General features: G+C 68.0%; 16 protein-coding genes. 8 read left to right on the top strand and 8 right to left on the bottom strand.

The window, feature by feature from the left end; genetic code table 11:
• Positions 1-28: 28 nt before the first annotated feature.
• Both NO364_RS02755 and NO364_RS02750 read right to left on the bottom strand, forming a co-directional pair.
• On the bottom strand, positions 29-1,132 hold the full coding sequence (locus NO364_RS02755; RefSeq protein WP_257628470.1) for a glycosyltransferase family 4 protein: 1,104 nt from the start codon (positions 1,130-1,132) through the stop codon (positions 29-31).
• Between the two features lie 24 nt (positions 1,133-1,156).
• Positions 1,157-2,209, bottom strand: a complete 1,053-nt coding sequence (locus tag NO364_RS02750; RefSeq protein ID WP_157691084.1) for a glycosyltransferase family 4 protein — start codon at positions 2,207-2,209, stop codon at positions 1,157-1,159.
• A gap of 79 nt (positions 2,210-2,288) precedes the next feature.
• On the opposite strand from NO364_RS02750, the gene NO364_RS02745 reads away from it, so the two are divergent.
• The 3 genes from NO364_RS02745 to NO364_RS02735 all read left to right on the top strand — a co-directional run bounded on the left by NO364_RS02745 (position 2,289) and on the right by NO364_RS02735 (position 3,802).
• The gene (locus NO364_RS02745) at positions 2,289-2,564 is read left to right on the top strand and encodes a ribonuclease P protein component 4 (RefSeq protein ID WP_157688782.1); all 276 of its coding nucleotides are present in this window, start codon (positions 2,289-2,291) and stop codon (positions 2,562-2,564) included.
• A gap of 99 nt (positions 2,565-2,663) precedes the next feature.
• Entirely contained in the window at positions 2,664-2,912 is a 249-nt protein-coding gene (locus tag NO364_RS02740) for a YhbY family RNA-binding protein (RefSeq protein WP_157688783.1), read from the top strand.
• Positions 2,909-3,802: a mechanosensitive ion channel family protein gene (locus NO364_RS02735; protein ID WP_257628469.1), complete on the top strand. Its 894-nt coding sequence runs from the start codon at positions 2,909-2,911 to the stop codon at positions 3,800-3,802. The genes NO364_RS02740 and NO364_RS02735 overlap by 4 nt, the downstream gene beginning before the upstream one ends.
• Here the strand turns inward: NO364_RS02735 and NO364_RS02730 are convergent.
• Positions 3,799-4,617: an HD domain-containing protein gene (locus tag NO364_RS02730; protein ID WP_157688785.1), complete on the bottom strand. Its 819-nt coding sequence runs from the start codon at positions 4,615-4,617 to the stop codon at positions 3,799-3,801. The two genes, NO364_RS02735 and NO364_RS02730, sit on opposite strands and share 4 nt — an antisense overlap.
• A gap of 125 nt (positions 4,618-4,742) precedes the next feature.
• Positions 4,743-5,216, bottom strand: coding sequence for a redoxin domain-containing protein (locus NO364_RS02725; protein ID WP_157688786.1), 474 nt, complete (start codon positions 5,214-5,216; stop codon positions 4,743-4,745).
• A 141-nt stretch (positions 5,217-5,357) separates the two neighbouring features.
• On the opposite strand from NO364_RS02725, the gene NO364_RS02720 reads away from it, so the two are divergent.
• Both NO364_RS02720 and NO364_RS02715 read left to right on the top strand, forming a co-directional pair.
• Positions 5,358-5,633, top strand: coding sequence for a Sec-independent protein translocase subunit TatA/TatB (locus tag NO364_RS02720; protein WP_157688787.1), 276 nt, complete (start codon positions 5,358-5,360; stop codon positions 5,631-5,633).
• 77 nt (positions 5,634-5,710) lie between these two features.
• Positions 5,711-6,019: a hypothetical protein gene (locus NO364_RS02715; RefSeq protein ID WP_157688788.1), complete on the top strand. Its 309-nt coding sequence runs from the start codon at positions 5,711-5,713 to the stop codon at positions 6,017-6,019.
• A 21-nt stretch (positions 6,020-6,040) separates the two neighbouring features.
• Here the strand turns inward: NO364_RS02715 and fmdA (NO364_RS02710) are convergent, their stop codons facing one another.
• On the bottom strand, positions 6,041-7,312 hold the full coding sequence (gene fmdA / locus NO364_RS02710; protein WP_157688789.1) for a formamidase: 1,272 nt from the start codon (positions 7,310-7,312) through the stop codon (positions 6,041-6,043).
• Between the two features lie 118 nt (positions 7,313-7,430).
• On the bottom strand, positions 7,431-7,955 hold the full coding sequence (locus NO364_RS02705; protein ID WP_199243755.1) for an AmiS/UreI family transporter: 525 nt from the start codon (positions 7,953-7,955) through the stop codon (positions 7,431-7,433).
• 215 nt (positions 7,956-8,170) lie between these two features.
• On the opposite strand from NO364_RS02705, the gene NO364_RS02700 reads away from it, so the two are divergent.
• Positions 8,171-8,566, top strand: a complete 396-nt coding sequence (locus NO364_RS02700) for a fluoride efflux transporter FluC (protein WP_157688790.1) — start codon at positions 8,171-8,173, stop codon at positions 8,564-8,566.
• Positions 8,560-8,922, top strand: coding sequence for a fluoride efflux transporter CrcB (gene crcB, locus NO364_RS02695; RefSeq protein ID WP_157688791.1), 363 nt, complete (start codon positions 8,560-8,562; stop codon positions 8,920-8,922). Before NO364_RS02700 ends, crcB begins: the two co-directional genes overlap by 7 nt.
• A gap of 16 nt (positions 8,923-8,938) precedes the next feature.
• Here crcB and NO364_RS02690 read toward each other — a convergent pair whose 3' ends face one another.
• Positions 8,939-9,556 (bottom strand): hypothetical protein, encoded by a 618-nt coding sequence (locus NO364_RS02690; RefSeq protein WP_157688792.1) that lies wholly within the window; start codon positions 9,554-9,556, stop codon positions 8,939-8,941.
• 120 nt (positions 9,557-9,676) lie between these two features.
• Between NO364_RS02690 and fmdA (NO364_RS02685) the strand changes: the two genes are divergently transcribed.
• Positions 9,677-10,933, top strand: coding sequence for a formamidase (gene fmdA / locus NO364_RS02685; RefSeq protein ID WP_157688793.1), 1,257 nt, complete (start codon positions 9,677-9,679; stop codon positions 10,931-10,933).
• A 15-nt stretch (positions 10,934-10,948) separates the two neighbouring features.
• On the opposite strand, the gene thsA is transcribed toward fmdA (NO364_RS02685), so the two are convergent.
• Complete coding sequence (thsA, locus tag NO364_RS02680) at positions 10,949-12,625, bottom strand: thermosome subunit alpha (RefSeq protein ID WP_157688794.1); 1,677 nt, start codon at positions 12,623-12,625, stop codon at positions 10,949-10,951.
• Positions 12,626-12,672: the final 47 nt, after the last annotated feature.

Below are 12,672 nucleotides of genomic sequence, written 5' to 3'. Positions count from 1 at the left end.
CACCGGTACTGACTTACAATAAACAGTATCAGCTCACGCGGTCGTAGACCTCGGCGAGGCGGTCGACCGCTCGGTCGACCGCGTGTCGGTCCCGCACCACGAGACACGTCTCCCCGAGTCGGTCTCGCTCGTCGAGGGTCCGCCGAACCGCCCGGCGGAGCGCCGCGACGTCGCCCGTCTCGAAGTGATAGCCGGTCTCGCCGTCCACGACGGTGTTGGCGAGGGCGCCGTCGTCCGCCCCCACGACCGGCGTGCCACAGGCGTTTGCCTCCAGCGCGACGAGCCCCTGTGTCTCGACCGGACTCGGGAAGACGAAGGCGTCGAGGGCGCTGTAGAACGCGGGGAGTTCCTCGCGGTCCAGGAAGCCGAGGAATCGGGCGTCGACGCCCCGCTCGGCCGCGCGGGCTTCGAGGTCGGCACGGGCCGGGCCGTCGCCGCCGAAGACGACGGTCGCCTCCAGGTCCGCCGCGGCGTCGACGAGGTCCCCAAGGCGCTTCTCGTAGCCGTGTCGCCCGGTGTAGCCGATCAGCGTGCCGGCGTCGTCGAGGTCGTGGCGGGACAGGAAGGACGCCGGATCGACCGGGCGGAACCGCTCCGTGTCGATGCCGTTCGGCACGACCGTCACCGGCGTGGCGACGCCGACCTCGTCGACGAGGTGGGTGGCGGTCGCCTCGCTCGGCGCGACGACGGCGTCGGCCCGGTCGAGGAACCACCGTTCGTACCGCTCGCTCACCCGTTCGACGAGCGCCTCGACCGTCTCGCTCGGCGCGACGTAGTCGGCGTACTCCGCGGTCGGCGTGTGATACGAGGCGACCAGCGGTCGGTCGTGTCGGGCGGCGAGGCGGAGGCCCGCCAAGCCCACCGCGAAGGGCGTGTGCGCGTGGACGACGTCGACGTCGCGAACCCGGCGTGGGATCCAGGGGACGCCGAGGCGGAATCCGGGGTAGAATGGAAAGGGGAGGCTCCGGACCGGATACTCGCCGGCTCGGGCGGCGTAGCCGTCGGTCCGCGGGTACACCACGTCCATGCGGCCGCCGCGGTCGCCCCAGCAGTCGCGCCAGGTCTGGACCGTGTAGGTGACGCCGTTGACCGTGGGCAGATAGGTATCGGTGAAGGCGGCGACCGAACGCATTGCCGGCGGTTCGGCAAGCAGGGGTTAATCGCTTGTGACTTCGTCGTAGGCGTCGACGAGTTTCTCGCCAACCCGCTCCAGGGAGTGTTCGGCCGCCGTCTCCGCCGCGTTCTCGCCGAGGCGCGCCCGCAGGTCCGGGTCGTCGGCCAGTCGGTCCAGCGCCGCGCGGAACTCCGCCCGGGTCGAACATTTCAGGCAGTCGTGTTCGTGGGTGTAGAACTCATCGAAGACGGGGATGTCGCGGAGGACGACCGGCTTCCCGCAGGCCATCGCCTCCAGGACGGCGATACCCTGGTTCTCCGCCTTCGTCGGGAAGCAGTAGACGTCGCCGGCGGCGAAGGCGCCGCGCTTGTCGTCGACCCAGCCCGTGAACGTGACGTTCTCCGGGGGGTTCCGCACCCAGCGCCGGACCGTCTCGGAGGCCTGTGGCCCCGTGTCGTAGGGGCCGAACCACGCGAACTCGTAGTCGGTCGCCTCGGCGAGGCGGCAGAAGGTAGTGAGCCCCTTGCGCTCGAAGACGTTGCCGACGGAGAAGACGACCAGGCCCTCCAGGTCGAAGCGGTCGCGGTACTCCCCGCGGAGGGACTCGAAGCCGGAGAGGGAGTCGACGTCGACACCGTTGGTGATCGGCCGGATCGGCGCCCGTACGGGGTACGACTCCAGGATTCGCTTCGTGTAGGCGCTGGGACAGAGCACGAGGTCGGCCTGCGAGTAGAACCACCGGAGGTAGCGCCCGAGCGGGCGGGCGAGGTGGGTCGACCCCCGGAAGCTCTCGGCGAAGTCCTCGCGCGTGACGTGGGCGTGGAGCACCAGCGGCGTCCCGGTCCGCTTCGCGTGGCGGGCCACCGCGATCGATCCCGGCCCGATCATGTTGCAGTGCGCGACGTCGTACGACCGGAAGACGTCGCCGCCGCGGAGCGCCGCACCGAGGGCTCGCGGCGGCGATCCGCCGGTCCACGGCGACGTGAGCACCGACACGTCGGTCGTCGCCAGGGCCGCGCGCTGCTGGTCGGCCGCGGTCCCGATCCCGCTCCGATCGAGTCGGTCCGCCAGTTCGAGGTAGTTCAACACCCGCACGGGGGTCGATTGCGCGGTGACGGTTTTCACGCTACCGGTCTGTCGGAAGGCCTTTGCCACCGCCCGGCCGGATTCGAGTATGGGCATCGCCGAGGAACGGATCGACCGGCTGGCCGCGCTCGCTCGGGAGGCGGTCGCGGCGGACGACCCCGACCGCGCCCGGCGGTACGTCCGCCTCGCCCGGCGGATCGCCGAGCGCAACCGCCTCACGCTCCCCCGATCGTTCCGGCGGTTCACCTGTGACGCGTGTGACGCCTACCTCCGACCGGGGCGGAACGCCCGCGTCCGGCTGGCGGACGGGCACGTGGTCGTCCGGTGTGACTGTGGCGCGACGGCCCGCTACCCATACGAGTGAGCGCCGTGGCGGCGCCGATTCCGTCGGTTCCCGCGCCGTCGACGCGGTTTCCGGGTCGTTAATATAAAGTTTCAAACCGATTCGGAGTCAGTTGCGGGTATGGATACGCAAGCGTTGCGCAAGCGGGCCCACGACCTCGACGTGACCCTGTGGGTCGGCAAGGGGGGCGTCGACACCGTCGTCGACGAGTGTGACGACCAACTGAAGGGGGAGGAGCTGGTGAAAGTGAAGTTCCTGCGCTCGGCCCAGGGCGGAACCGACGTCGAGTCGCTGGCGACCGACCTCGCGGAGCGGACGAACGCGGCCGTCGTCGAGACGCGGGGCAACACGGCCGTGCTGCACCGATGACCGGGGCCGCGGTTCCGCTCCAGAACGGCGCACTCGCGGAGTTCCTCGGTCGGAACGGCGTGCCGTACGCCGACGCCATCGGTTCGGCGGTCATCTTCGTCGTCGTCCTCGTCGCCGTCTACGTGATCGGACGCGCGGTGGTCCTCCCGCTGGTGGACCGTCTCATGGAGAATCGAGGGCTGGAGCGACACGCCCGCCGGCCGCTCCGGAAGCTCACGCTCCTGGTGGTGGTGTTCGCGGGGGTCGCCGTCGCGTTCGGCATGGCCGGCTACGGCGACTTCCTGCAGTCGCTGGCGACGGTCGCGGCGGCCGCGACCCTGGCCATCGGCTTCGCCATGCAGGACGTCATCGCCAACTTCGTCGCCGGCGTCTTCATCTTCACCGACAAGCCGTTCAAGATCGGCGACTGGATCGAGTGGGACGGCAACTCGGGCATCGTCGAGGACATCAGCTTCCGTGTATCGCGGGTGCGGACCTTCGACAACGAACTCCTGACGGTCCCCAACTCCCACCTCACCGACGGCGTCATCAAGAACCCCGTCGCCAAGGGGCAGCTCCGCCTGCAGGTCCCCTTCGGCATCGGCTACGACGACGACATCGAGCGGGCGAACGAGATCATCCTCGAGGAGGCCCACGCCCACCCCGACATCCTCGAAGACCCCGCGCCGTCGGTGCGGCTGACCGAACTCGGCGACTCGTCGGTCGTGCTCAAATCGCGGGTCTGGATCGACGACCCCAGCCGCTCCGACTTCGTCAAGACCCGTGGCGAGTACGTCACGGGCGTCAAAGAGCGGTTCGACGAGGAGGATATCAACATCCCCTACCCGAACCGGACCCTCGGTGGCTCGCTCGAACTCGCCGGCGTCGACGAGACGGTCGTCTCGGACTAGAGTTCGATCCGTTCGACCAGCCCGCTCTCCTCTTTGGTGTTGATGGCGACGATGCGGACGTGATCCTCCAGCGTCGAGTCCTCCAGTTTCGCCTTGAGCAGGTTGTCGACCTGGTAGACGCCCGCGGCGTTCACCATCTCGATTTCGACCAGGACCGCCCTGTCGTCGCCCTCCCGTAGCGAGACGTCGCGGATCGCCCGACTCGAGAGGGTGTTGATCCCGCGGCCGCCCTTCTCGTAGGGGATGCGGGAGCGGCCACGCTCCATGTCGAGGGCGTCGGCGACGCGGATGACTCCCGCCTCGCGGGTGAGCGGGTCCTCCTCGGTGTGGTGACAGAGGATGGCGTGGAGCGTCTCGGCTTTCACGCGGACCGCCGCCTCGGTGTCGTAGAACTCGGGCAGGAACCGGTCGAGGAGGTCCGCGGCGAGCGGGATGGAGTAGTAAGGGTGCCGGTCGCGGTGGACGACGTGTCCCACATCGTGGAGCGTGGCCGCGAGCGCGACGATCACCGGTTCGTCCGCCTCGGACAGCCCCTGATCCGTCGCCCCGTTGAACGCCACGCCGGCCCGTTTCAGGAGTTCGTACAGCCGGAGGGCGCGGTTGCGGACGATCTGGATGTGTTTCGGACCGTGATCGTTGTACCCCTTGCGCGTGACGGCGTTGACGTTCTGAGCGTCGAGATACGTCCGCACCTCGGGGTCCTCGACGAGGGCCGGGAGGACCCGGTTCAGTTTCCCGTCCGGGAAGGCGTGTGACGCGTCCGGATCGTACTTCCGGCCGTCGGCGTCGTCGGTGTCGGCGTCGTCGGTGCCCATAGTCACCGTGCACTCCCGAGTCACAAAAGCGCGCGGTCGGTCTCGTACGGACTATTGTAACTGTTTACCGGTGGTTCGCCAGGACAGTCCGGCGAACCACCGGTACTGACGTACAATAAACAGTATCAGGCCGTCTCGGCCGCCGCCTCGCGGACCGCCTCGTAATCCGGCTCCTGTTTGGGGTTGTCCCCGACCCACCGATACGTGACGGTACCGTCGCCGTCGACGACGAACACCGCCCGCCGGGCGACGCGCATCTCGAGCGGGGAGAACGACGACGCCACGCCGTAGGCGTCGATCAGCTCCCGGCGCTCGTCGCTGATGAGCCCGAAGTTCAGGTCGTTCCGCTCGCGGAACTCGTTGAGGGTGTAGGGGAGGTCGACGCTGATGCCGTACACCGTCGCGTCGATGGCCTCGAACTCGGCCATGTGATCGCGGAACGAACACATCTCGCTGGTGCAAGTGGGGGTGAACGCCGCGGGGAAGAACGCGAGGACGATGGGTGACTCGTCGAGGTGCTCCGAGAGAGTGAACGTCTCGACGTCACCGTTCGCGAGCGGCGCAGTGAAATCGGGAGCCTCGTCGCCGATGTCGACCATGGTCCCCGTTCGTCGGTGGCGGCTATTATACTGTCGGCTGCGGCGATCCGGCCGGACGGCCGGACTGGGTCGTCGGGGTGTCGAGTCGGACTGACCGGTCCAAAAAGCCTATAATCGCCAATCGGCTACCCCGAGGTAGTGATGCACGACCCAATCGTCCCACTGTTCCCCGGGTTGCCCGGCGGGCCGGAGTTGCTCATCGTCCTCTTCGTCCTCGTCTTGCTGTTCGGGGCGAACAAGATCCCCAAGCTGGCTCGCTCGACCGGCCAGGCGATGGGCGAGTTCAAACGCGGGCGCGAGGAGATCGAGGAGGAACTCCAGGAGGGCGCCGATCCCTCGAGCGGCGACTCCTCGACGACCACGACCGAGGAGACGGCCACGGCGGACGACGAGACCGAACCCAGCACGAACAACTGATTCCATCGATTTCGGTACGCCACCGTTCCGTACCAGCCGGGGCAATACATTAGACGCTTCCTCGCGACGGACGGAACATGGACGATCACGACGACGCCGTCGCGCGGCAGGCGACGCGACTCCACGACGAGACACCACACGCGGTGCGTGTCTCGGTGACGCTGTCGAACGACACCCGCGAGCTGTTGAGCCGGATCCGGGACGATCTGAACGACCGTGCCGGCGAGTCGATCCTGAACACGAACGACGTGGTACAGTTGGCACTTCGTGCGGGAGCGCGGTATCACGAAACCGATCGGTCGGAGGACGACGCGTCGCGTCCGGACATCAGGGCACTCACCGCGGCCGTCCACGAGGCGATGGAGGATCGGGACCCGGACGGGTGAGCGTCGATCCTCCGCACTCGATCAGCCGAGCGGGTCGTCGGTGACGACGAGGTCGCCGCGGTCCTCGGCGTTGCCGAGGCTGCCCGGCGAGAGGTCGAACTCGAAGGCGCCGGTCGGGAGCGCGAGCGTCGAGCAGGCGTTGGGCACGTCGACGACGCCGCTCTGCCGGCCTTCGATGGGCACCGTCCCGAGGATGTGGAGGGCCTGCTGACCGGTGTACCCGAACTTCTTCAGGTAGTCGATGGCCTGGAGGCAGGCCCGCCGGTAGGCCGTATGGGAGTCGATGTAATGCTGTTCGCCGTCCTCGGTGACCGAGTAGCCACAGAAGGTGACGTAGTCCTCGAAGTTGGGGCCGCGGTGACCCGGTTCGAAGATGGGGTGGGTGACGCCGTGGTCCTCCATCCCGTTCTTGACGACTTCGAACTTGAGATCGATGTAGGCGGCCATCTCGATGGCGCCACAGAAGGTGATCTCGCCATCGCCCTGCGAGGCGTGGAAGTCGCCGATGCCGAACTTCCCGCCCTCGACGTAGACGGGGAAGTAGACGGTCGATCCGATGGAGAGGTCCTTGATGTCGTGGTTGCCGCCGTGTTCGCGGGGCGGCACGGTCCGGGCGGCCTCCTCGGCGGCCGCATCGGCCTCCTCGGAATCCATCTCGCCCATCAGGGCGCCGTCTTTGGTCGGCGGGTTGGCGACCCCGGGCACTTCCTCGCCGGTCGGATGGTTCTGGATGGACTCGGGATCCGCCTCGTGTTTGTCGATGAGTTCCTGTTCGCGTTCGTTCCACCGTTCGAGGAGTTCCTGACTCGGGGCACAGCCGGCGAGTCCGGGGTGGATCTTCCCCTCGTATCGGACGTCGGGAATGTGTCGGGAGGAGACGGTGTAGCCGTCGAGGTCCCAGATCGACTTGGCGGCGTCGGAGAAGTGGTCGGTGAGGAAGCCGCCGCCGTTCTGCTGGGAGAAGGTGCCGGTGAAGCCGAACTCCGAGCGGCCGTTGAGCGGCCCCATATCGAGGAACTCGACTTTCAGGAGGTCGCCGGGTTCGGCGCCGTTGACGTGGACGGGGCCGGCGAGATAGTGGACCTGATTGAGGTCGACGTCCCGTACCTCGTTGGGGTCGTCGTTGTCGGTGATCTGCCCTCCCGTCCAGTCGAGGGCCTCGAGGCGCGCCGTCTCGCCGTCGTCGACTTCCACCGCCGCGGGGATGTCCGGATGCCACCGGTTGAACGGGTTGGCTCCGGGTTGCTCGTCCGGCGGACTGTCCGTGTCGACTTCGAATTTTACTTCGGGCATTGGTACCAGGGGTCGTTAAACCCGGGAAGAAATGTCTCGGAAAATGACTTAACGTTATTGTAACAAATCAGACCAACTGACGTTTGTATTCATATTACATATCAGAAATAAAATGCGGTCAGGCCCAGGGCCAGAATCCGGCGGCCATCAGGTAGCCGCCGACGGCGGTGGCGACGCCCGTCGCGGCGGTGAACCAGCCGACCGGTTCGGTGAGTTCGTCGCGCTCGAGGCCCAGTAGGAGGAAGAACGCGGCCCAGAGCACCGCCCAGAGTAGCCAGAGACCGGTGAGACCGAGGTCACCGCCGAGGAAGACGAGATACGCCGTCGGCAGCGCCGTGAGCGCGACGAAAAAGCAGTACCAGCCAAAGGAGCGCTGGTCCTCCACGCCGCGGTACGCGTTCGCCGCGATCCAGAGATACGTCATCGAGAACAACAGGGTTCCCGCCGCGTTGAACGGCGTCCCCTCCGAGGCGTCGCCGCCGAATCCCCACCAGAGGACGATCAGGAACGTAATCAACCCGGTCAGGAGGTTGAACGTCGCCACGTCCCTGTCCGATCCGTGTCCCAGCAACCACAGCCCGTTGACGAACAGGACGCCCCCCACGAACAGGAGGCCCATCCCGAGGACGCTATAGAGCGCCATCGTCTCCGATCCCCGCAGTTCGGCCGTGTTGACTGATTGGACGCATGACAGTTATACGTCACCGAACCGGGACTTATAATTTTTCCATAATTTACTGCATAGATACTACATTGAAACAACATTTACTCCGGGCGGTTACAAACGCGCGTCGGGGCGTCGCACTTATACCGAGGGGCCGCGAACTCCGGATCGGTAGCTCGAACTGGGACGGAACGATGGCACGGGATACGGCAGCGCGCCTCCGGACGGTCGAACTCGTCTTTCTCATCGCAGTCGGCGGGTTCGCCGGCGCGAACCTCCGTCACCTCCTCTCGCTGGTCGTGCCCGGACTCGGCGGCACGTTCGCGGCGAACGTCCTCGGCTGTCTCGCGCTCGGCTTCCTGACCTACGAGGCCGAACTCGTCGGCGTCCTCAGCGAGGAGACGAGCATCGTCGCCGGAACCGGCTTTCTCTCCTCGTTTACCACCTACAGCACGTTCGCCCTCGAGGCCGTCCAGTCGCCGACGTTCGTCGGCGCCGGTTACGTGGCGGCGAGTTACGCGTCCGGCTTCGCCGCCGTTCTCGTCGGCCGACGACTCGCGCGGTCGCTGGAGGCGGTCGGCGAATGGTGACACCCGCCTACCTGATCGGCGCGGGTGCGGCCGTCGGGGCGGTCCTGCGGTACGCCACGAACCAGTACGTCGGCGGCGTCACCGGCGACCGGCGGTTCCCCTACGGAACCTTCACCGTCAACGTCGTCGGCTCCTTCGTCCTCGCGCTGGTCACGTCCCTCGGTGCCGGCACCGACGTCCTCCTCCTCGTCGGTACCGGCGCCTGCGGCTCCTACACGACGTTTTCCTCCTTCTCGGTCGACACCGTCCGGCTCTGGGAGGACGGCGACCGACGCCTCGCCGCGTGGTACGCCGCCGCGAACCTGCTGGGGGCGCTCGCGGGCATCGGGCTGGCGTTCGCGGCCGCGTCCCTGTGACGGGTGTCGACGACCGTCAGACGCCCCCCGGAGCGTCCAGATACAGCCGGAAGACGAGTTCGTCGGCGGCGTCGTCGCCCTCCACGACGGTCGATCCGGCCTTCGCCCACGAGCGCGTCTCGATCAGCCGGTCGGCGAGCCGCTGGGCGCTGTCGGCGTTCGTCCCCGGCGTCGCGACGACGACGCCCCGGTGGTCCGCGTCGACGGCGGCGACCGCCCGGTCGGCCGCCGCCTCAACCGACTCCTCGACCCCGAGTTCGACGACTGCGTACCGTTCCCCCTCCCGGACGAGCGTCCCCGACTCGTCCGACGCCGACGCCGTCAACGACGACAGGACGCGTCGACGAGCCGCCTCCGTCGACAGCGGCTCGTCCGCCGCCAGCGCGTCCGCGGCCGCGTTCGGCTCGACGACCACGCGGTAGCCCTCCGGCGTCGACTCCAGCACGCCCGCCTCGACCAACCGCGCCAGCGACGCCGCCGGCTCGTCGCTCCCGGCGACCACCTTGTGGTCCCCCCGCTCGACGAGCCGCCGTCCGAGCGTCTCGGCGTCGAAGGGTCGGTCGCGAAACAGCGTCCAGACCGCCCCGTAGAGGTCGATCCGCGCCTCGGCGTCGGTTCGCTCTTCCTCCGTCATCCCCCCGAAAAACGTGTCGGCAGTGCTTAAATTTCGCCCTCGGACAGCCGCCCGTAAATGATTATCAGTTGAAACGATGCCAAAGTATATATTGATTAATTATAATTTTTTGAACGGACCATGCCCGAAACAGTGTTCGAGGTCGACACCGACGCACCCCCCGACGAACAGCCCGACCCCATCGTCAACCGGTGGCACCCGGACACGCCGCCCGCGGCGAGCGTCGAACCCGGCGAGAAGTTCCGCGTGGAGTGTCTCGATTGGACGGGTGGCCAGGTCGTCAACGACGACAGCGCGAACGACATCCGGGACATGGAACTCGCGCCGAACCACCACCTGAGCGGTCCGATCGAGGTGAACGGCGCCGAACCCGGCGACGTCCTCGTCGTCGACATCCTCGATATCGGCGCCTTCCCGGACCACGAGTGGGGGTTCACCGGCATCTTCGACCTGGAGAACGGCGGCGGCTTCCTCACCGATCACTTCCCCGAGGCGCGCAAGGCCATCTGGGAACTCGACGGCGTCTACACCCGGTCGCGGCACGTCCCCGGCGTCGACTTCGCCGGGCTGACCCACCCCGGCATCCTCGGGACGGCGCCATCGCACGAACTGCTGGAGGAGTGGAACCGCCGGGAGCGGAAACTCATCGACGACGGCCCGGACGTCGAGACGGCCGTCAACCACGAGACCCGCGAGGAGCAACCCCCGCTGGCGCTCCCGCCGGAGCCCAAAGACGCCATGCTCGGGTCGATGGAGGGCGAGGAACTGGAGCAGGCGAGTCAGGAGGCCGCCCGAACCATCCCGCCCCGGGAGAACGCGGGCAACTGCGACATCAAGAACCTCAGCCGCGGCTCCCGCGTCTACCTCCCCGTCTTCGTCGAGGGGGCGAACTTCATCACCGGCGACATCCACTTCTCGCAGGGTGACGGCGAAATCACGTTCTGTGGCGCCATCGAGATGGCGGGCTGGATCGACTTCCGGGTCGACCTCATCAAAGGGGGGCAGGAACAGTTCGGCCTCGACCACGCCATCTTCAAGCCGGGCAACGTCGAACCGCAGTTCAGCGAGTACGTCACCTTCGAGGGCTACTCCGTCGACGAGGACGGCACCCAGCACTACAAGAACGCCAACGTCGGCATGCGCCGGGCGTGCCTCGACGCCATCCACTACCTGGAGAACTTCGGCTACACCGGCGAGCAGGCATACTTCGCGCTCAGCACCATCCCTGTCGAGAGCCGCATCGCCGGCATCGTCGACCTGCCGAACACCTGCGTCACCGTCTCCATCCCGCAGGCGGCGTTCGACTTCTCCATCGATCCGGACGACCTCGGCGACGTCGAGAGCCAGTCCCGCGGCACGTCCGCCCGGCCGTCCTGATCGCGGCCGCGTTTTTCAGTGGCCGATCGCCCAAGGGTAGCCGTGCGGATCGGTCTCGAACTCGCCGCCGGCGTGGGGTCCGTCGTGGTCGTGGTCGTGATCGTGGCCGCCGCTCCCGTCCTCCGACGGCCCCGTCTCGATGATCCCGTCGATCCGGAGGAGGAGTGCGGCGGCGTCGGTCGCGTTGGCGACCACGCGCCGCTTGAGGCGAGCGGGTTCGACGACGCCCCGGTCGGACACGTCGGCGATCCCGCCCGCCTCGCCGTCGACGCCGATCCGCGTCTCGTCGTCCGCGTGCCGTCGCCGGAGTTCCAGCAGGCTGTCGATCGGGTCCAGGCCGGCGTTCCGCGCCAGCGAGACGGGGATCGTCTCCAGCGCGTCCGCGAACGCTTCGACCGCGACGGCTTCGCGGTCCCCGATGCGCCGGCCGTATCTCCGAACGTCCGTCGCGAGCGCCACCTCCACGGCGCCGCCGCCGGCGACGAGTCGCGGCCGCGCGTCGAACTCGTCGAGCAGGCCGACGGCGTCGACCACGATGCGCTCCGTCTCGTCGACGACGTGGTCCGTCCCGCCGCGGAGCAGCACCGACACCTGCGACGACGTCGACTCGCGGACGATCACGAACGCGCCGTCGCCGAGAGTGACCCGTTCGACCGCGTCCGCCCGGCCGACCGACGCCGTGTCGAGCGCGTCGAGACGCATCACCGGGCGGGCGCCGGTCGCCCGCTCCAGTTTGTGGACCTCGTCCTGTCGGGTCCGCTCGAAGACCAGCACACCCTCGCGCGCGAGCATGGTTCGCAGCCGGTCGTCGACGGACTTCTGGCAGAACAGCACGTCCACGTCGTGTGCGGACAGCGCCTCGACGTACCGGCGGTACTCCCCCGTCTCGAACGCCTGTGCCCGTTCGAGATCACCCACATCCTCGAACGAGTACCGGGAGACGGCGTCCGGCGACTGGATCGTGAGTTCGTCGTCGACGACGGCGACGCGGGCGTCGTCGACGCGCTGTGGCACCGGCGCGGCGACCTCCGAGAGGCTCGTCGAGGAGGCGTCGGTGTCGACGACCAGGCCGTCGAGCAGTTCGGAGTCGGTCGTCCCCCCGCCCGCGACGCCGTGGATCGTCACGTTCGACAGCCGCCGCCCCGACGACCCGCGGACGGCGTCGAACGCCCGCACCGCGAGGTCGGAGAGAAACGCCGTCCGCGCCTCGTCCCAGCGGCCGGTGATCGACGTCGCCACGACGTTCCGGCGCGTCGATCCGTCGTCAGGATCGGGCGTCCACGCCACGTCGTCGAGAACCGTGCCCGCTCGGGCCGCCGCCGTCCGGTAGCCGTCGACGACCGTCGTCGGGTGGAACCCGTCGTCGAGCAGCGAACTCGCCTCGTCCAGCAGCGCCCCCGCGAGGACGATCGCCGACGTCGCCCCGTCGCCGACTTCGCCGCTCTGGGCGCGCGCCACGTCGGCCACGATCCGTGCCGCCGGCGACTCGATCTCCATCCGGTCGACGATGCTCGCTCCGTCGTTCGTCAGGACGACCGTCCCGTCGCCGACGAGCATCTTGTCGCGGCCGGTCGGCCCGAGCGTCGTCCGGAGCATCTCGGATAGGACGACCCCGGCCCGAACGGTCGCCGCCGCCGCGTCGCGTTCCCCCACCTCACCGGTCACGTTCGCGATACGATCGAGCCCACTCATACGGATGACACTTGGGGGAACGGTCGAATGAGTGATAAAAGTGCGTG

This window comes from Haloplanus salinarum, from assembly GCF_024498175.1.
GTDB classification, from domain to species: domain Archaea; phylum Halobacteriota; class Halobacteria; order Halobacteriales; family Haloferacaceae; genus Haloplanus; species Haloplanus salinarum.
The sequence above is the reverse complement of the archived record's forward strand: the minus strand, read 5'-3'. Positions and strand labels throughout refer to the sequence as shown.